Annotated in this window: 21 protein-coding genes; 1 reads left to right on the top strand and 20 read right to left on the bottom strand. The window is 59.3% G+C overall.

The window, feature by feature from the left end; all coding sequences use genetic code 11:
- The first annotated feature begins 60 nt into the window (after positions 1–60).
- Entirely contained in the window at positions 61–399 is a 339-nt protein-coding gene (locus tag QEZ52_RS09595; protein WP_406649843.1) for a TraR/DksA family transcriptional regulator, read from the top strand.
- Here QEZ52_RS09595 and QEZ52_RS09590 read toward each other — a convergent pair.
- The 20 genes from QEZ52_RS09590 to fabF all read right to left on the bottom strand — a co-directional run bounded on the left by QEZ52_RS09590 (position 380) and on the right by fabF (position 17,507).
- The gene (locus tag QEZ52_RS09590) at positions 380–676 is read right to left on the bottom strand and encodes a hypothetical protein (RefSeq protein WP_406649842.1); all 297 of its coding nucleotides are present in this window, start codon (positions 674–676) and stop codon (positions 380–382) included. The genes QEZ52_RS09595 and QEZ52_RS09590 overlap by 20 nt on opposite strands.
- Positions 676–4,605 carry a glycoside hydrolase/phage tail family protein gene (locus QEZ52_RS09585; protein WP_406649841.1) on the bottom strand — a complete coding sequence of 1,310 codons (3,930 nt, stop codon included), beginning with the start codon at positions 4,603–4,605 and terminating at the stop codon, positions 676–678. The genes QEZ52_RS09590 and QEZ52_RS09585 overlap by 1 nt, the downstream gene beginning before the upstream one ends.
- On the bottom strand, positions 4,605–5,051 hold the full coding sequence (locus QEZ52_RS09580; RefSeq protein ID WP_406649840.1) for an NlpC/P60 family protein: 447 nt from the start codon (positions 5,049–5,051) through the stop codon (positions 4,605–4,607). The genes QEZ52_RS09585 and QEZ52_RS09580 overlap by 1 nt, the downstream gene beginning before the upstream one ends.
- Positions 5,048–5,935, bottom strand: a complete 888-nt coding sequence (locus QEZ52_RS09575; RefSeq protein ID WP_406649839.1) for a DUF2163 domain-containing protein — start codon at positions 5,933–5,935, stop codon at positions 5,048–5,050. Before QEZ52_RS09575 ends, QEZ52_RS09580 begins: the two co-directional genes overlap by 4 nt.
- On the bottom strand, positions 5,935–6,567 hold the full coding sequence (locus tag QEZ52_RS09570; protein WP_406649838.1) for a DUF2460 domain-containing protein: 633 nt from the start codon (positions 6,565–6,567) through the stop codon (positions 5,935–5,937). The genes QEZ52_RS09575 and QEZ52_RS09570 overlap by 1 nt, the downstream gene beginning before the upstream one ends.
- 11 nt (positions 6,568–6,578) lie before the next feature.
- The gene (locus tag QEZ52_RS09565) at positions 6,579–7,238 is read right to left on the bottom strand and encodes a phage tail tape measure protein (RefSeq protein ID WP_406649837.1); all 660 of its coding nucleotides are present in this window, start codon (positions 7,236–7,238) and stop codon (positions 6,579–6,581) included.
- Positions 7,231–7,449, bottom strand: coding sequence for a phage tail assembly chaperone (locus tag QEZ52_RS09560; RefSeq protein WP_406649836.1), 219 nt, complete (start codon positions 7,447–7,449; stop codon positions 7,231–7,233). Before QEZ52_RS09560 ends, QEZ52_RS09565 begins: the two co-directional genes overlap by 8 nt.
- Positions 7,446–7,763: a gene transfer agent family protein gene (locus tag QEZ52_RS09555; RefSeq protein ID WP_406649835.1), complete on the bottom strand. Its 318-nt coding sequence runs from the start codon at positions 7,761–7,763 to the stop codon at positions 7,446–7,448. Before QEZ52_RS09555 ends, QEZ52_RS09560 begins: the two co-directional genes overlap by 4 nt.
- Before the next feature lie 3 nt (positions 7,764–7,766).
- A complete protein-coding gene (locus tag QEZ52_RS09550; protein WP_406649834.1) occupies positions 7,767–8,180 on the bottom strand; it encodes a phage major tail protein, TP901-1 family in 414 nt (137 codons plus the stop codon).
- 37 nt (positions 8,181–8,217) lie between these two features.
- Positions 8,218–8,631 (bottom strand): DUF3168 domain-containing protein, encoded by a 414-nt coding sequence (locus QEZ52_RS09545; protein ID WP_406649833.1) that lies wholly within the window; start codon positions 8,629–8,631, stop codon positions 8,218–8,220.
- Positions 8,628–8,966 (bottom strand): head-tail adaptor protein, encoded by a 339-nt coding sequence (locus QEZ52_RS09540; protein WP_406649832.1) that lies wholly within the window; start codon positions 8,964–8,966, stop codon positions 8,628–8,630. Before QEZ52_RS09540 ends, QEZ52_RS09545 begins: the two co-directional genes overlap by 4 nt.
- Positions 8,963–9,577 carry a head-tail connector protein gene (locus tag QEZ52_RS09535; RefSeq protein WP_406649831.1) on the bottom strand — a complete coding sequence of 205 codons (615 nt, stop codon included), beginning with the start codon at positions 9,575–9,577 and terminating at the stop codon, positions 8,963–8,965. Before QEZ52_RS09535 ends, QEZ52_RS09540 begins: the two co-directional genes overlap by 4 nt.
- Positions 9,578–9,752: 175 nt before the next feature.
- Entirely contained in the window at positions 9,753–10,931 is a 1,179-nt protein-coding gene (locus tag QEZ52_RS09530; RefSeq protein ID WP_406649830.1) for a phage major capsid protein, read from the bottom strand.
- A 33-nt stretch (positions 10,932–10,964) separates the two neighbouring features.
- Positions 10,965–11,522: an HK97 family phage prohead protease gene (locus QEZ52_RS09525; protein WP_406649829.1), complete on the bottom strand. Its 558-nt coding sequence runs from the start codon at positions 11,520–11,522 to the stop codon at positions 10,965–10,967.
- A 26-nt stretch (positions 11,523–11,548) separates the two neighbouring features.
- Positions 11,549–11,773: a hypothetical protein gene (locus QEZ52_RS09520; protein WP_406649828.1), complete on the bottom strand. Its 225-nt coding sequence runs from the start codon at positions 11,771–11,773 to the stop codon at positions 11,549–11,551.
- On the bottom strand, positions 11,766–12,953 hold the full coding sequence (locus QEZ52_RS09515) for a phage portal protein (protein WP_406649827.1): 1,188 nt from the start codon (positions 12,951–12,953) through the stop codon (positions 11,766–11,768). Before QEZ52_RS09515 ends, QEZ52_RS09520 begins: the two co-directional genes overlap by 8 nt.
- A 214-nt stretch (positions 12,954–13,167) precedes the next feature.
- Positions 13,168–14,454: a DNA-packaging protein gene (locus QEZ52_RS09510; RefSeq protein ID WP_406650411.1), complete on the bottom strand. Its 1,287-nt coding sequence runs from the start codon at positions 14,452–14,454 to the stop codon at positions 13,168–13,170.
- Positions 14,447–14,791, bottom strand: coding sequence for a hypothetical protein (locus tag QEZ52_RS09505; RefSeq protein ID WP_406649826.1), 345 nt, complete (start codon positions 14,789–14,791; stop codon positions 14,447–14,449). The genes QEZ52_RS09510 and QEZ52_RS09505 overlap by 8 nt, the downstream gene beginning before the upstream one ends.
- A 295-nt stretch (positions 14,792–15,086) precedes the next feature.
- Positions 15,087–16,241, bottom strand: a complete 1,155-nt coding sequence (gene mltG / locus QEZ52_RS09500; RefSeq protein WP_406649825.1) for an endolytic transglycosylase MltG — start codon at positions 16,239–16,241, stop codon at positions 15,087–15,089.
- Positions 16,242–17,507, bottom strand: coding sequence for a beta-ketoacyl-ACP synthase II (fabF, locus tag QEZ52_RS09495; protein ID WP_406650408.1), 1,266 nt, complete (start codon positions 17,505–17,507; stop codon positions 16,242–16,244).
- Positions 17,508–17,607: the final 100 nt, after the last annotated feature.

Raw genomic sequence — 17,607 nt, 5'->3', positions numbered from 1 at the left:
AGAATACGCATCTAAACCAGAAATGACCAAACGCAATCCGTCGAAGGATCTTTTTTCTCTATGACGCCCTTAGAAATCAACGAATTTCAGGCCCTGATCCATGCGCGATTGCAGGAATTGCAGGATGAAAACGCGTTGGGTAAAGAGGGTCAGGCCATTGTCACGCTGGATCAACAATCCGTTGGACGGCTGAGCCGCATGGATGCATTGCAGAACCAGGCCATGGCCAACGCCCAGCGCACCAGGCGCGATCAGGAAGAACATCTGCTGCATCAGGCGCTGGCTCGCTTGCAAGAGGATGACTATGGTTATTGCGAGGATTGTGGCGATGACATTCCGACCGCGCGCCTCAAGCTGAACCTGATCGCCACCAGATGTATCAGCTGCGCCTCCGGCTGAGATGGAAGCTGGTCAGGCACCTCAGTACCAATTCGAAACAGGCACAATAGTCCAGATCATCAAATCCTGGCTCGTCCGCAAGGATGCGTTTGCGCGCCGATGACATCAAGGAGCCATTCCCGAACAACGGGTGCAACGTGCCAAAGCGACGGACATGACTGTCCGCCGCCTCAGCTTCATCAATCATCTTGTTGCACACTGCCGCACGGGCGGTCCGGGGAACACGTAACAATACCCGTGCAGCCGACGAAACATCACCGTGCAAAACCGGTCGCATCAACTGGCTCCGACCGTGATGCGTCGCGGCAAGCCGGGCCCATAACGTACGGAAACCTGAGCGACCTCGATGTCTATCGCTGCGCTCGCCCCGTCGGCCGCCTGTTGTGCATCCGTATAGATCCAGGCAGGCGTTGTTACTTCAACCTCTCTCAGAACCGAATTGCCTTCCAGCACACGCACCCGATAATGCTCGCTCTCTTCCCCCAGGGGCACCTCGGCATTGTCCCAGGCGTCTCCGTCAATTCGTGTGCGACGGACCCAGCTGAGCACCAGATCACCGGACGGTTGGCTCACAGCACGCAGGTGGCTCGGCGCATAGGGTCTCAGGCCATTCCCGTCAAACGCCTCGGTCAGATGCACATAGGACGGATCGCTATAGGGGCGCCGCGCCGGGCCAATGCGATAGTGACGAGAAATTCGCCGTTGTGCGCTGGTCAGGTCAATCTGCACCTGGGTGCGATCCAACAGGACGAATGACGACCCTTGCGGCCAGGCATCCGGCATCAGACCGTCACTCCCCAATTGCCCCCGCAGACGCCCGGACAGCAGATAGGTGTCAGGTGCGATCAGATCTGCTGTGCGGAATTGGAACAGCTCCCAATTTCCGCTGGTCCCATCTCCAATTGCTGCCAGGTTGGCACCGTTCAGAACCGCAGCCTTGTACCGGCTTTCCAATGCGCCATTGAACAGCTTGACCTGAACCGCCACCCCTTCGTCCCAGACACCGGACCGCGCCCACGCCAACGGGCTTTCCGTTGCCCCGATAATCGACCGGGCTGCAATGATTTCATCCAGAACATAGTTGTCATCGCTTCCCGAGCCGTAAAGAGCCACGGTACCCGGCCAAGGCGTTGCAGTTACTGCAACGTGGGGGGCATGGGGCACTTCGTCGCCGGTCATCAATGGCAAATCCATGAAAAACGGCAAGACCGGTGTAGGCGCAACAAAGGCCTTGGCGGACGGCAGGTCTTCGGGTTGTTCAGAGGGGGTATACACCTCTGGTTCGATCCGAACGGCTTCGATCAACTGCAACCCTGACTGCTCGACCCGGTCAATCCGGAACAGCGCATCCTTGCCTTCCCCTACGGGCAGTTTGACCACGTCTCCAGCGCCCAGCGCAATTCGCGACGGCGGCAAGGCAAATCGCACAGTGTCGCGAGACACACGAGATTCGGCCAACCAGCGTTCAACCACATGGCGCGCTTCGGCCCGGGTCATTGACAGGGGCAGTTCGCTGGAACTGACCGCATGAGTCGCGTGCTCGGGCAGAACCACTTCTTCGGCAAGGACCTCATGATCTGCACCCGACTGAAGGAATTGCAAACGCACGCGCCCGACCAATTCGGCATCGGCTTCGCGGGCGTGGTCGACGACCGCATCAGTTTCATCTGTTTCGGCCAGTTGCGACAGGTCAATCACAGCCGCGTCCAACCCATCCCGCATCACGAACCGCAATACGCCATCGCGTTCAATCGCGTCAAAACCGTACCGCAGCATAAGAGGCTGCAAGGCCGCACGCGCATCTGAAACCTGGTCGATGACATATCCACGCACCACGCCATACAATCCTGAGGTGTCGATGTTGGACACGCCCGACCGGACACAGATCTCTTTTACGACCGATGCCAGCGTGCGCGCACCCACTTTGCCGTTCAACCAATGCCCACGCGCATAGTTGGTGCCATCGCTCCACAGGTAACGATTGTTCGGAAACACCGGAAAGGGACGTACGTCCCACGCCCAGACGAACGCATTCTGCATGTCGATCATTGGCTCGGCGTAAACTTCGGACACGGGATTGTTTGTTTCTTCCCCCCAGTATCCGAGAACTGCCTTCAGATACTGCCGCTGAATCAAATCATCCCGATGCCCGGTCGAAAACTTGGGCAAACTGGATTCAGAAGACTTCGGATCCAGGAACTTATTGGGTTGATTGGTCCCTTTATCAACCGATGCACAGCCCAGTTCGGTAAACCAGATCGGCTTGGACTGAGGGACCCAATCAGTTGGTGCTGCCTGACGCAGGCCTCCAATCCGTTCGTAATGCGGATTGCTCCACCACCCGCGCATATCCTTGTAGCGCCAGATCCAGTCCTCTCCATGCGCCAGATCTGCAATCGGCGTCCGAATCTGCGCCGCCTCGGCTTCGGGTGAGTGATAATACCAATCATATCCCTCCCCGCCTTCGACATTGCTGCGCAGATAACCCAGGTCATAAATGCTGTTCCAGCCCGCGGCTTTGTCGATATGGTCAGGTGCATCCCGCCAATCGGACACTGGCATGTAATTATCGATCCCGACAAAATCGATATTTGCATCGGCCCACAATGGATCCAGATGGAAATACCGATCTCCCGGTTCCTTCGTGGGCTGATAGCCAAAATACTCCGACCAATCTGCTGCATAGCCGATCTTGGTGTCCGGCCCCAGTATGGCGCGCACCTCAGCTGCCAGCGCGATCAGCGCCTGTACTGCGGGAAACCCGGAGGCACCGCGGATCTGCGTCAAACCGCGCATTTCCGAACCGATGCAAAAGGAGTCAACCCCACCCGCAGCCGCACACAGCGCCGCGTTGTGAAGAATGAAACGGCGCATCCCCCATTCGTCTGGTCCTGTATAAGAGACAACGCCATCACCGATCACAAAATCGGCAGCCGTCGCTGCGCCAAAGAAGGCCGCCACTTCGGCATCCGCTCCCGCCGTCTGATCCGGCGTTCCATCCTGCCCTGGGGCTGTGGACAAAGTGATCCGCCCACGCCAGGGCAAATGCGGCTGATGATCATTGCCGGTCCATGGGTCTGCCAACCCGTTGTCAACAGGCTGATCCATCAGGATAAACGGATAGAACATGACACGTCGCCCCGCATCCGCCATATGACGAATAGCCTGAACAACCGCATCATCCGACGGTGTGCCCCCATAAATGGGACGCCCATTCTCAACACGCATTTCATCAGCCGTGGCCCGGGTCAGCCCGCCAACACGCCAGGGCATATTGATCCCCTCGACGCTCCGCTTTTCCATTTTCGGAACAACCTGACATGCTCCGCAGCGCAGATCATTTCCAAACCAGGACACAACCAAAGATGCTGCATCGCTGGCCGGAAGCTCTTCGTCCAGATGTTGCAATGAGGTTTCCAAGTCGGTCTTGCCCGACGGAGAATTGGTATTCGCGCCCCATTTGCTGGCGGGTCCATCAGAATAAAAGACAGGCTCGCTGGCCAGCGTATATTCGCCCGTCCCCGGCATAAGAGCTACACCTCGGATAATCTGGCCCAGATCTGTGTCGAAATCCTGTGCCTCTGGTTGCTCCGCGCGTACCACTTCAAACGAAAATTGCGGCACTCGATTGCCAAAGGCCTCGAGCGACAAATCCTCCATCACAACATAGGCGGTGCCGCGATAGGCCGGCACCTGCCCGACTCCTTCTACGGCTTCCATGGTCGGGTCGGGCAACTGGTCCTCGGCCCCCAGATAGACACGCATGTTCAGATCGTCACGCGCAACTTCTTCACCGTCTGCCCACACCCGGCCAATGCTGGTCACTTCGCCTTCGCAGACCGCGATCGCCAGCGACACCGTATAGCTATACGTTGTGGTTCTGGGTGTGCTGGGTGCGCCCTTTCCGCCACCGGTGGTGGTCGAAGATTCCTGAAAGTCCGTTGCCCATATGACCTGACCGCCAACACGCATCCGCCCGAATACCTGTGAAATCGGAGCCCCTTCGGCCGCGTGAGTCAGCCGAAACCGTTCAACCTTGCCGGTGGCAACCGACTCTGCACCCGCCCCCAACAAACGCTGGTCAATGACCCGCCCCAAAATCGCACCAGCAGCGCGGCCAACCGCAACCGACGACAATCCCGCAACAGCGCCGCCAGCCGCGCCACCTATGGCTGCGCCCGCAGCAGAAAGAACAATCGTTGTCATTACCGCATCTCCATTGGATATTCGAATCGCCCGACAATTCGGCGGCGCCAGGGGCCGCTCAGTGGGCTTTCAACTACGCCATGCCCCGCATAGGCATGAACAAACCGGGCATGTTGTGCGACCTCGACGACAATCCCCAGATGCTTGGCCACCGCCGAACTGCGCATCCGAAACAGGATCACGTCTCCCACCGCTTCATGTTGCAGCGGCTTGGTTTTCAGATAGCGTCTCGCTGCCCGCCACAGACGCTCGTCACCCTGAGGTTCCGACCAGTCCATGCTATAGGCGGGCACCGCCGTGGGTTCCTGGCCCACCACCTCTCGCCACACCCCGCGCACCAACCCCAGACAATCACTGCCCGCACCACGGGTAGCCGCCTGATGTCGATAGGGGGTCCCAATCCAGCTGCGCGCAACCTGCGCAATTTTCTGTGGATCGGTGTTCACCTCAGGCTCCCCCCCGAGTTGGTTCCCGCTTGCTTGGGAACGGCCAACATCCAGTCTTCACCCGGAATATCCGGAAAGCCCTGATAATTAAGCAAATTGTTGAATTTCAGCCGACAGGTCTCCATCCGCTTGTCACACCCAGCTTCCAGCCGGATTTGATCCCCGGCGGAAACCTTGGCACGAATGGGTTCCCATAGTTCGATAACGCGCTGGCTCCCTTGGAATGTGTCGGACTTGATCATCCCCCACAGCCCCGCCGCAGCTCCCGTGGTGACAACCAGCCGCCCCTTGCCAAACCAACCCGGCTCAAACCCATTCAACGCGTCCCATTGAAAGTTCTGCGCGTCGTCCACACTCCCCACAGTCAATTCGGCCGCATAGCCGGGGGTTTCCATGTCAAAGCGACAACTCCCATCCCCCAGAACCGCCGTACACGGTTTCTGAAAAACCCGGCCCATAGGGCGGTTCAATGCCTCGGTTAGACCGCGCAGCTCGGCATGAAAGGCTCCGCTACCTCGCCGCAATTCACCAATGGTGCCCCGAAACTGTAGCCACCGCACCGTCACATCTGCCCAATTGACCAACCAGGCCCGGACCTCGGCCCCGTCAAACCGACCTGCTTCGATGTCCTCTTCGCGGATCGCCGCATCGCTCAGTGCGCCAATTGCCTCGGTGTTATCAACCGAAAGCCCGGTACTTTGCTGCAAGGACAGCGCAGACAAGCCCGTATCAGCCTTGAAGTCGATCCCTTCAAACTCCAGGCGGCAATCATGATCCGTGAACCCATAGGTCATGCCATCTGCGCGCGTGATTGCCCAGCACCGGCACAATGTGGTCAACCCGGTCTCGACATGCGCCTGAAACGCTGCATCCATACCAGCCATCAGACCCGCACCTCCACAACTGGCACATTGGGAACGTCACCGGCTTGAAAGCTGGCAACACTGGTTTGGATACGGTCGGTATCAAAGCGCACTGGAACGTCAAATTCGAACCCCGCCGTAATGACCATGGTCTCTTGTGGCGGCTGGTCGAAGGTGATCAAACCAGATGTTGCATCGACCTCATATTCGACCCCGTCACGCAATTCGTCCTGCTCGATCCCAACCCGAACAGTCCCGACCGCAGGTTTGACAATCGGGCGGGTATAGGTGAACACACCCGACCGATAGGTTTTGGTCAACTGGAACACGGTTGTCGTACCGTCCCCCATCCCAATCACCTGATCGTCATAAGCAATGTCGCCAGACGCGCGGCCAGATTTGAAATCCGCCCAGTCTTTCCAGCGAAATCCAAAAAGCTGCCCCTGACGCGCCTCGAAAAAAGAGATCAGCGTTTCGACATCATCCAGCGATCGCATTCCCACGCCCGCATCATAGCGGCGACGTGAATGCGCCCAGGGCGTGTTACGCTCCTCGAATCCATTGGCCAACGTGACGACGTCCGTGCGCCGCTCTGGTCCCCCGACCGAGCCAAAGCTCAGAGAAGCCGGGAATCTGACATCGTGAAAATTCATGGCGTGCTCCTTCACCGATTACGATTGGCCCGACCCAAGGCCCGGCTCATCTGTGCTGCAATCTGCCCCTGGCTGCGGTTGAAACCCTGAACATCGGGCGTCGAGATATTCATAACCACGTTCACGGCACCGCCACCCTGCGCCCGTACGCCCAGCCTTCCGTCAGCCCCCCGTGTCAGTGGCATGATTGCCTCGGGTCCGGCCTCGCCCATCAGCCCCATGCCTCCGCGCATCGGAAAGGTCACAGGACCGCTCACCACACCCCCATTTGCAAACGGCATCACCCGCCCCTGGGAAAAGGACCCGCCATCGGCAAACGGCAACACGCCCTGCACGACGCTGGTGACCCCATTTGCCAACAACCCGCCCAAATGGTCCGTGACGGGTCGCACCGCTGCCGAGTAGGTGGCGTTGATCATCGACCGCGCCACAGTTTCGAGCGCATCTGACAGCTTCATCCCATCAAAGACGACGCCATCCAACGCCCGCCTCAATCCACGGGACAACCCATGTTCCAAGGCCAAGGCGTCACGGCTGGTTGTCGCAAAGGCTTCGCGAATGCGTTGCAATTCACCATTGAACCCCGCCGCCATCGCAGTCGCATCAGCCAGCGTATCCGACAGCGCCGCTCCCTGGTCCTCCAGATCGCCCATTGCTTCCTGATCACTCATCGTCATCTCCTTGTTCGGGACCGGCTGGTCCCCTGTCGGGATAGGCGGCCAACAGCGCGTTCAATCCATCCCGTCCCATCGGTGCCTTTCCGGCCGCCTGACCCAGCATCAACTTCAGTTCGGCTGGGGTCAGCGCCCAGAACTGTTCCGGCGTCAGCCGCAGGAACTGGATCCCGGCCCGCATCAACGCGGGCCAGTCAAACCGGCTCATGGCCCTTCCGGCAGCATGAAAGCCCGCGCCAACAGCTCTGCTGCAGCCCGGGCCGCTGCCAACGGCCCCCCGGCGATGTCCGCCTGCATCAAATCCACCGCTTGATCGACCCCGCTTCCGCGCAATCCAGCGCGGATCAGGGCCAGCACATCACCCGATGAGAAACCTCCACCCTCGAACCGCTGAACCAGCTCGACCAGGGATCCGGTCGCCAATTCCTGTTCCAGCTCGGCCAACGCCCCGAGAGTCAGTTTCAAAACCCGCTGCTGCCCATCGATGGTCAAAGCCACCTCTCCCCTCCACGGATTGGTCATGGCTTACACCGCGGTAAAGCTCAGCGCCCCGGCGCTGGCCATCGACAATTCATAGGTGGCTTCGCCATTGTGGCTGCCGGCATATTCCAGAGCCGTCACCTGAAATGCGCCTTCGACAATGCCAAAATCCGGGATGATCACCTGAAACGCAGGCGTTTCCCCATCAAAGAACAGCTGACGCGCTCGTTCGTCTGTGCCTGCATCCTTGAAGACACCGGAACCGGAAATCGCCGCCGATTTCACGCCAGCACCGGACAGCAGCTCACGCCAACCGCCCTGGCTTTCCAGACTGGTGACATCCACGCTCTCCGCGTTAAAGCTCACCCGCGTAGCACGCAGCCCCGCAATGGTTTCAAAAAGACCCCCACCGGTCATATCCACTTTGACCAACAGGTCCTTGCCGTTTTGAGCAGCCATATCGTTTCTCCGATTGTTAAGCGAAAATTGAAAAAGTTCAGTTGTCTTCCACGCGGGCGCGAAAGCGCTGCGTGATCGTGCGAAGCGTGCCGCCGGTTCCAACACGTGCAGCCACTGCCCGGTCGAACCACAGCCCCACCAGGCTCCCCCGGCTTAAAATCAGGTCCGCGTCAATCAACGCATCGCCAATGGCCGCAGCCAAATCCTTGGCACCGGCAAAGCCCGCCGCAGTGGTGGTCACCGTGACCGTGAACCGATGCTCGGCCCCCGCTCCGGTTCCATCCGAGCGATCCCGCGCATCCTCAGGGCCCAGGGTCACATAGGTTTCGGGCAATGTGCCCGCGGGAAGCGCATCATAGATCGCCGTCCCAACCAACGCGCTTACTCCCGCATCGGCCAACAAATGCTGATACACAGCTTCCTGCAGCGCTGCTGCAACGCCGTAACTCATGCCGCCACCTCTTCATCCGTGAAACAAATTAGATACCGCCCCCCGGGGTCGCGTTCCGCGATGGCCCGGATGACAAAGACACGATTGCCTTCGCGAAACCGCTGATCCGGGCTGGGTCGGGCTATCGACCCCATCGGAGCCGCGCGCACAATCACCCGATAACTCATGGACGACACCGCATACTCTCCCCGGGCCCGCTCTCGCCCCGTACGCGGCTCCACAGCGGCCCAATGAGTGCCCAGGGCTTGCCAGCTTTGAACGAAACCCCCAGCACCGTCGGCGGTGCGCACAGCGCCCTCCAGGACCAACTTGCGGTTCAGATGCGGTGGTTTCATTGCATCACTCCCGCCAAACCCCGTCCGACAGAAATCCGCATGGTCCGATACCGCTGAATCAGGCTCGTGACGCCAAAGGGCATGCACCCATCGCTCAGCGCGGTCTCATTGCGGTATTCATAATAATGCGCCGCAAGCAGTAGCACGGCCTGACCCAGATCGGCCGGCAGGCCGCCCCAATCCTCTGCCATGCCTGCGATGACGTCGATCCGCACAGTTCCGCCGGGCGAAATTGCAGGCAAAAGCGTGCCCGTGGGCCGAATTCTTGGCGATTGGCTATCTTCTGCCAGCCGGTATAGTGCCGCATCCAGCACTGTCTCGGTTCCGCCGCCGTCGGTCATCACCACAGCGTTCACCACCGATACCGGTGCGACCGGCAGGATCTCACCCGCCCGGTCGCGCCAGGCATGAATTTTCCAGGTGAACGCCCTCGAAATCAGAACCTTGCCGATCCGTGCTTCAATCGCCACGATGGCGGCCCGCAAGAAGCCATTCAGGACACCATTCTGAAGCGTGTCTTCACCAAACCCGGTTCCCAGCCGCAAATGCGCCTTGAACTGGTCCACCGGCAACGCAATGTCCGGCACGGTGGTTTCTTCGGTCAACATCATCCATTCACTCCGCAAGCTCGGCCCCCTCCGGGCCGCTTAACTGTCAAAGATTGAGCGGGCAGCCACCGCGCCCTGCGTCGCTCGGACGGAGGGGAGCAGCTAGACAACGCAGAGGTTTCATCCGGTGCCTGCCCACACCGCAGGACCCGTCGCAGGGCCCCACGATCCGGCGCCTTTAGACGGTGCCGAATTTCAGAAGCTTGATGGCCGCAAAGTCGCTGACATCACCGCCCACGCGTTTGGTTGCATAGAACAACACGTGCGGCTTGGCGCTGAACGGATCACGCAGCACGCGCAGATCAGGGCGCTCTGCCACCGTGTAACCAGCCGCAAAATCACCAAATGCGATCGAATAGCTGTCGGTGGCAGCATCGGGCATGTCTTCGGCAATCAGCACTGGATAGCCCATCAGACGCGCCGGTTCGCCCGCCGCAAGCCCGTCAGACCACAGGAAACGACCATCGGCATCCTTCAGTTTGCGGATATGTCCGGCGGTCTTGGAATTCATGACAAAGCTGCCATTGGCACGGTATTGCGCACCAAGCGCATAAACCAGCTCAACAATGGCATCGCCATCCACATCGCCGGCAATACCGGTCGGCACATACCCCAGATTGCCCCAGGTCCAAACCGCATCATCCACCGCAGGGTGGTCCAAAAAGCCGCGCGGCTTGTCGGTCCCATCCCCAGTGATGAATGCCGCCGCCTCGGCGCGGGCAAATTTCTCTGCAATGCGACCCGCCAACCAACCTTCGATATCGAATGCACTGTCATCCAACAGGCGCTGTGACGCTTTGGGCAGGGCCGACAGTTCGTGCAGAGGAATGGAAATCCGATCAATCGACGGCGTTCCCGTCTCTGCGGTAGCCCCCGTTTCGGTGGCCCATCCTGCGCCCACATCAGTATGATCAATCAGCACGTCATATGATGTCGCCTCGACGTTCACCACCGATGCGATCGAACGGATCGACGCCGACGAATACAGCACCGATTTCACAGCTTCCGATGTCTGGGCGTCTACCAGATATCCACCGTCGCTATTGACGGTCGACGACATGGATTTGCCTTCGATTTCCAGGCCTCGCAGACCGTCGTCGTCACCTGAGCGCAGATACGCATCAAACGCCTTCTGATGCGGGGCACCATCGTCAATAGAAGTGGCCAGATGCGGACGCGCCGCGATTTGAGATTTACGATCCAGCATGGTCAGTCGCTCTTCTTGCTGTTGAAGTTTCAATTCAATTTCATCTTGAAAGCCCTTGAATTCATGAACGAAGCCGGTCATCGCCTGCTTCACCTCCTGAACCAGGGGCGCACCTTCTCCGGCCAAGGCCGGTTGGTCGGTCTTGCTCATCAGCATTTTCCTGTTCTGGGTGGGTTTGGGCGCTTACCGTCGCGCCAGTTCCTGCCGGGCATCGTTCAACACCGCGGCAATGCTGCGCCAGGCGTCATCGAACTCTGCATGAGCTCCTTTTGCCGCCACCCGCGCACTGGGAAGCATCGGAAACGTCACAAGAGACACTTCCCAAAGTTCCAGTTCACTCAAAAGCCGCTGGCCCTTGTCGGTCTTGCTGGCTTTTGTTGTCCGATAACCAATCGACAACCCGTCGATCGCGCCGGCCCCGATCAACGCAGCCGCCTCACGCCCTTTTTGCGTGCTTTCCAGCAGCCGTCCCTTGACCCACAACCCGCGTGTATCCTCGCGCACCTCGTCCCAGACCCCAATGGGTTGGGCGGGGTCATGCTGCCACAACATCTTGACCCGCGCGCCTTTGGATTCCAGCGCCTTGATCGACGCAGCATAGGCACCCTTTTGGACAATATCGCCGCCTTGATCAGCTTCACCAAACACGCTGGCATAGCCCTGGATCACCGCATTATCGTCCACCTGAATCCCGTCGCCGAACCGCGCAAATTTATGCTCCAGGCCTGTATCGTACTCCATGAGAAACTCCTCACACCCCTTTGATTTCATTGCGCCGCGACCAGAATTGACTGGAATGCCTGCGCCAGAATTGCCGCGACCACGCCATAAACCGTCAGCCACAGACGCTTTTCCAGCCGCTCCATCAGCTCTTCGATCCGATCCAGCCGACGGTTGATATTGTCATGATGGATCTGGCTGACCCGTTCATGAGCCGCCAATCTAAGCCCGGGAGCGCATTCGAACGGCGGATACCCCTGTCCATCAGCCATCCGCATCTGCCTCACCCAAAGGCGGCAACCCAAGCAGCGCCCGCTTTTCTGCCTGGCTCAGGAAATCCGCCTGCGCCACGCGCGCCCATTGCGCATCTCGCTCGGCAGACAACGCCGACACCTGATCCAGATCAGGCTTCAATTCTACCGGCTCTCCGGTAAACCCGGACACCCACTCGGACAAAGCGGCCGCCACCCGTGTCGCCAACGGCAGCACCGTCAGACGATAAAACGCCCGATTGGCCTCCTGATAATTGGCATAGGTCGCATCCCCCTGAATCCCCAACAGCATCGGCGGCACCCCAAAGGCCAACGCGATCTCGCGCGCTGCCGCTTCCTTGGTCTTCTGAAATTCCATATCACTGGGGGAAAAGCCCATCGGCTTCCAATCCAATCCACCTTCCAGCACCATCGGCCGCCCGGCATTGCGCGCGCCTTGGTAATTGGCCTCGATCTCATCGCTCAGTCGGCGAAACTGATCGTCGCCCATAAACCCTTGGCCGTCGCCGCCGTTCCAAACCAACGCGCCCGATGGTCGGGCCGCATTGTCCAGCAAGGCCTTGGACCAGCGTGACGCCGCATTATGCACATCCAGCGCCATGGCCGCCGCCTGCATCGGTGAAAACCCATAATGGTCATCCTGCGGATGAAAGCTCTTGATATGGCAAATCGGAGAGACCAGGCCGGTGGCATCAAAACGGTGTTTCTTCGCCCCCACCGCATATTCATATGCCACCGGCCACCCATCCGCCCCCGGAACCACGCTCATGCGATCAGATCGCAGAACATGCAGTTCCAACGGAAGCCCCGCCTCCCCGGCCACCGCCTCAACATAGGCATTGCCGGACAGCAACAACTGCCCATACAGACACTCCAGCAACTCGGCCCGCCCCTGCGCCGCATTCGGACGTTTCACGAGCGACAAAACCGGGTGGGTATCAAACCGCTGCGTCTGATCCTGCAAGACCAACGGAAGCGCGGCCGCGGCCTCGGCAATCAGCTTGACCGACCGAAACCCCACCGGATTTCCCGAAAACCCCGTCCGGGTCAGCGACACCGCATCCCGTGGGCTCCAGGCCACACGCCCTGTCCCATGCCAGGCCACCACCGGACCAGTTGCACTTGCCTTTGCCTCTGGCACCTGCTTTTCGCTGCCACGACGCAAGAAATCGAATACCATGTCTGATGCTCCTATCTGCCCGCCGCCGCGCCAATCGCGCCACCCGGCCTTCTGTTGATGAGAGTTATCGCTGATGATTGTTCGAGAACCGGAAACAGACCGTTCGCAACTAACGCAACACCTGAAACCGGATGTTCGTGACGCAAAGCAAACGCCCACCTTCCGGGGCCTCTGCCCCTATGCAGCCGGTTGCCCGCGAACCTCAATCACAGGATCACAACACCCGGACCCGGGGCCTGCGAAACTGGCTGGCCGGGGCAATCATCAATTCATGAATTGCCCAAACCAACGCATCCACCCGATCCGGTGACCCGCGTCCCTCAAACCCCCGAGACGTCATCAGGCACATCTGTTCCTCCAGATCGCTCAACCCCGCCACATGGCGCACACGCCCCTGCTCATAAAGCGCCGCCACAGGTTCCGCGCGGGCCACTTTGCCTCGGCTGGCGTGTACCCCCTTATAGGGAACCAACGGATCCACCTGTCGCAGGACCTCTTCGACCAGCTGCCCCCCCTGGTTGACCTCAGCCACCAACCGTTCGGCATCGAATTCATCCATCGCAGCGATCGCCGCCTTGGCCCATCCTGTAGGGCCAACCCCCTGCACTGTCCGGTCTGCCAACACAAAAGCACGCCAATCCTGCGGCGGTCCCTGCGTCTGCGCACCAACGACAACGATTCCGCAGGCATCCGCCTGTGCGCTACCGCTCACTGACGGGTCCAACGCGACAACAACCCGATCCAGGTCCGGAACGGATCGCACCTGTGCGCCTTGCAACGCCTCGCTGCGCCACAGTGCCCCTTCGGCATCGACCAACAGGACACCGTCCAACTCCTGCCGCCCTAATCGGGTCCCGGCGTATCGTGCCCGCACCTCGTCCAGAAAACTCGCGGCCAGATTGGCCCGGTTGGCTTCGGTCGCAGCGTGAGTCTGCACTGTCGATGGAGCCTCCAACAGTCGCTTCAAAACGGTCACATTTCGTGGCGTGGTGGTGACACACACCCGGGGGTGATCCCCCAGGCGCAGGGCGAACTGCAACATATCCCAAGTCTCATCGCCCTTTTTCCATTTCGCCAGCTCATCCACCCAGGCCGCATCAAATTGCGGCCCGCGCAACCCTTCGGGGTCATGGGCAGAGAACGCTTGGGCTTCGGCTCCATTCGGCCAGATCAGCTTGCGCTCCCCCGCCTTCCATTGCGGCCTACGATCCGATGGCGAACAGGCCATGATCCCACTGTCCCCAAAGATCATGACATCACGAACCTGATCAAAGGTCTCACCGACCAGCGCCAACCGACGCGCTTGCCCAGGGTCAAGCGGCATTGCCCCCTCAACCACCGATCGGACCCATTCGGCCCCTGCCCGCGTCTTTCCTGCACCGCGCCCGCCCAGGATCACCCAGGCCCGCCAATCGCCGTCAGGTGGCAATTGATGCGGCAGGGCCCAGAACTCAAAAAGAAAAGGGAGGGCCCTAAGCCCCCCCTCCCCAAGGTCATTCAGAAATTCTTCCCTGATCGCAGCAGGAGCGGATGCGAGCCAATTTGCACCCGATTTCAAGTCTAGCCCGGTCAAGGTCAAAGGCGTATCCGCCCTGGACAATTCCGGCTTGTCTTTCGTGCTGTTCAACAAGGCACGCCTCCACTTTCTGGCAGGTTCGGATCAAAGTCTCCGCGCGTGCCATTTCCTTACTGGTTTCGTTCAGTTCCGCTTCCTCCCCAGCCATCATCCGACGACGCAGGTCTTCTGCCAGCTGTCGCAGGTTATTGATCGACTCCTGTAGCGACCGAAGCAGATCAGCCGTTTTCAGAATTCGTTCTTCCGGGGTCGTCAAAGCCATGTTTGCCGCCTACCTCATGCGTGAGTTTTTGTTGCCCCCTCCGCACAGGCGAAACGAAAAAACGGCCACCGGAGTACCCCCCGGGGCCGTTTGCCCACTTCTTCTAGCATGACACAACTTATACGCGAGACCGCGCGCAGAGTCAAATCTTAACGCAGTCCAAACGCAACGCAACCGTCCGGTATCATTAACAAACTCTGAAAATTCACCCAGCAGGCTTTGCCATTCCAACCACAGTCCAAGGCGTCTTTGAACGCCTTGGACCCGGTGACCTGCGTCTTGGTAGACGTAAACCTCAGTTGTTCTGCCGTTCGGCTTCGATCTTACGCCATTCGGCGACGTTGCGGTTGTGGTCTTCCAGGGTCGTGGCAAACGCATGACCCCCCGTACCATCGGCCACAAAGAACACGAAATCGGTCTGGTCCGGTGCCACCGCTGCCTCCAGGCTGGCAAGCCCGGGGTTGGCAATGGGTGTCGGGGGAAGCCCTTCGATCACATACGTGTTCCATGGGGTGATCCGGCGCAGTTCGCTTTGACGCAATCCACGCCCCAAAATGCCCTCACCCTTGGTGATACCATAGATCACGGTCGGGTCCGTCTGCAGCCGCATTCCCCGGTTCAGACGGTTCACAAACACGCTGGCCACCTGCCCGCGCTCTTGTGGAACTCCGGTTTCCTTTTCAATGATAGAGGCCAATACCAGCATTTCTTCGGGCGAATTCAGCGGCAAGCCTTCCTGACGGGATTCCCAGACAGCATTGATCCGCAATTGTTGCTTTTCCTGCATCTCGGCCAAAATCGCGTCTCTCTGGCTGCCCGGCACCACTTCATAGCTGTCCGGTGCCAACATTCCTTCGGCGGGACGGACAGTAACGGCCCCCTCCAGAACATCCATCGCCTTGATCGCTTCAACGACCTGCCAGGAAGTTACCCCCTCGGCCATCGCCACCCGATACCGCGTATCGGGTTCGCCGCGCTTTTGCGTATATGCTGGCGGTACGTCATCCTCGGCCAGGTTGAACGCGGCCCGTTCCACATAGCGGTTTGTTGCCGGATCCAATTCGCGCACCTGCGCCACAGTCCGGGTCACCCCGACCCGATAAACGATTTCGGTACCGCATGTGCTGGCCCCACCGCGGGTGATCTGATCGACGATCGCCTCCATCGAGGCACCGCTTTCCACCAGAAAACTACCCGCTTTCAACTGCGAGGCCTTTTCCGAATAATCCGCACCCAAGCGGAAAATTGCGCCACTTGAAATGGCTCCCTTGTCGGCCAGATCACGGCTGACCCGGGTCAGGTTAGAGCCGCGATCGACCTTCAGACAGATTGCGGCCTCCAGCGGTCCCTGGGCACTATATTGCGATTTGCCCCACAAGATGACGCCGCCCAACAGGAACAGCGCCACCACAAGCAATGTCAGCATATTCGAGGCAAGGCTGCGCCACATTTATTTGGACTTTCCGAAAATCACGCTGGCATTGGTGCCACCGAACCCAAAGGAATTCGACAAGGCCACATTGATCTCCCGCTCCCGTTTGGTATTCGGAGCCAGATCCACGGCCGTATCAACAGCGGGGTTGTCCAGATTGATTGTTGGCGGTGCCACCTGATCCCGGATTGCCAGGATCGAGAAAATCGCCTCGATCGCGCCCGCTGCCCCCAACAGGTGGCCCGTGGCGGATTTGGTCGACGACATGGTGACCTTGCTCGCGGCCTCTCCCATCATGCGCTCAACCGAGCCCAATTCGATGGTATCGGCCATCGTCGAAGTACCATGCGCATTGATGTAATCAATGTCAGCAGGCTCCAGCCCCGCATTGGCCAACGCGGCCCGCATTGAACGCTCGGCACCTTCGCCGGTCTCCGAAGGAGCCGTGATGTGATAGGCATCGCCCGACATCCCATATCCCAGAACTTCGGCATAAATCTTGGCTCCGCGTGCCTTGGCATGTTCGTATTCTTCCAAAACGACAATACCGGCCCCTTCGCCCATGACAAAACCATCACGATCCTTGTCATAGGGGCGGCTCGCCTTTTTGGGGTCGTCTTTATATTTGGTCGACAGTGCCTTGCAGGCGTTGAAACCCGCAATCCCGATTTCACAGATAGCGGCTTCGGCCCCCCCTGCGATCATCACATCCGCATCGCCCGACTTGATCAAACGGCTCGCATCGCCAATCGCATGTGCACCGGTAGAACAGGCCGTGACAACCGAATGGTTGGGTCCCTTGAACCCGAACCGGATCGACACCTGACCCGAAATCAGATTGATCAACGCACCAGGAATAAAGAAGGGCGACACCCGCCGGGGACCGCGTTCCTTGATCATCACCGCTGTATCGGCAATGGAACTCAGTCCGCCGATCCCGGATCCGATCATCACCCCTGTGCGTTGCAGGCTCGCTTCGTCTTCGGGTGTCCATCCCGCATCCCGAACCGCCATTTCGGCCGCCGCAATGCCATAAAGAATGAAATCGTCGATCTTGCGCTGCTCTTTGGCCGGCATCCAATCATCGGCATTGAACGTCCCGTCCGTGCCGTCCCCTTTGGGAACTTCACAGGCATAGGTCGTGGTTACGCCGCTTGCTTCGGCATCAAATACAGTGATCGGACCCGCGCCGGATTGACCATCCAGCAGCCGCGACCATGTTTCTTCCAGCCCGCTGGCCAACGGCGTCACAAGCCCCAGCCCCGTAACAACAACTCGACGCATCATCTGCTCTCCTTCGCCTCGGCATTTCCAAACTCAAATAGCTTGGTTTACCAACTCAGTGCAAGTGTGACCGAAGCATACAATGCGCAAGGGGCGGTAA

Source organism: Aliisedimentitalea scapharcae (assembly GCF_045277565.1).
GTDB classification, from domain to species: domain Bacteria; phylum Pseudomonadota; class Alphaproteobacteria; order Rhodobacterales; family Rhodobacteraceae; genus Aliisedimentitalea; species Aliisedimentitalea scapharcae.
The sequence above is the reverse complement of the archived record's forward strand: the minus strand, read 5'-3'. Positions and strand labels throughout refer to the sequence as shown.

Bases quoted from the DNA above. Each gene is read 5' to 3' on its own strand.
- QEZ52_RS09505 (WP_406649826.1), bottom strand. From the start codon at position 14,791: ATGGCTTTGACGACCCCGGAAGAACGAATTCTGAAAACGGCTGATCTG.
- QEZ52_RS09560 (WP_406649836.1), bottom strand. From the start codon at position 7,449: ATGAGCCGGTTTGACTGGCCCGCGTTGATGCGGGCCGGGATCCAGTTC.
- QEZ52_RS09535 (WP_406649831.1), bottom strand. From the start codon at position 9,577: ATGATGTTGACCGAAGAAACCACCGTGCCGGACATTGCGTTGCCGGTG.
- QEZ52_RS09525 (WP_406649829.1), bottom strand. From the start codon at position 11,522: ATGGAGTACGATACAGGCCTGGAGCATAAATTTGCGCGGTTCGGCGAC.
- QEZ52_RS09590 (WP_406649842.1), bottom strand. From the start codon at position 676: ATGCGACCGGTTTTGCACGGTGATGTTTCGTCGGCTGCACGGGTATTG.
- QEZ52_RS09570 (WP_406649838.1), bottom strand. From the start codon at position 6,567: ATGAATTTTCACGATGTCAGATTCCCGGCTTCTCTGAGCTTTGGCTCG.
- QEZ52_RS09515 (WP_406649827.1), bottom strand. From the start codon at position 12,953: ATGGTATTCGATTTCTTGCGTCGTGGCAGCGAAAAGCAGGTGCCAGAG.
- QEZ52_RS09585 (WP_406649841.1), bottom strand. From the start codon at position 4,605: ATGACAACGATTGTTCTTTCTGCTGCGGGCGCAGCCATAGGTGGCGCG.
- QEZ52_RS09550 (WP_406649834.1), bottom strand. From the start codon at position 8,180: ATGGCTGCTCAAAACGGCAAGGACCTGTTGGTCAAAGTGGATATGACC.
- fabF (WP_406650408.1), bottom strand. From the start codon at position 17,507: ATGCGTCGAGTTGTTGTTACGGGGCTGGGGCTTGTGACGCCGTTGGCC.
- mltG (WP_406649825.1), bottom strand. From the start codon at position 16,241: ATGTGGCGCAGCCTTGCCTCGAATATGCTGACATTGCTTGTGGTGGCG.
- QEZ52_RS09595 (WP_406649843.1), top strand. From the start codon at position 61: ATGACGCCCTTAGAAATCAACGAATTTCAGGCCCTGATCCATGCGCGA.
- QEZ52_RS09530 (WP_406649830.1), bottom strand. From the start codon at position 10,931: ATGAGCAAGACCGACCAACCGGCCTTGGCCGGAGAAGGTGCGCCCCTG.
- QEZ52_RS09565 (WP_406649837.1), bottom strand. From the start codon at position 7,238: ATGAGTGATCAGGAAGCAATGGGCGATCTGGAGGACCAGGGAGCGGCG.
- QEZ52_RS09555 (WP_406649835.1), bottom strand. From the start codon at position 7,763: ATGACCAATCCGTGGAGGGGAGAGGTGGCTTTGACCATCGATGGGCAG.
- QEZ52_RS09575 (WP_406649839.1), bottom strand. From the start codon at position 5,935: ATGGCTGGTATGGATGCAGCGTTTCAGGCGCATGTCGAGACCGGGTTG.
- QEZ52_RS09545 (WP_406649833.1), bottom strand. From the start codon at position 8,631: ATGAGTTACGGCGTTGCAGCAGCGCTGCAGGAAGCTGTGTATCAGCAT.
- QEZ52_RS09540 (WP_406649832.1), bottom strand. From the start codon at position 8,966: ATGAAACCACCGCATCTGAACCGCAAGTTGGTCCTGGAGGGCGCTGTG.
- QEZ52_RS09520 (WP_406649828.1), bottom strand. From the start codon at position 11,773: ATGGCTGATGGACAGGGGTATCCGCCGTTCGAATGCGCTCCCGGGCTT.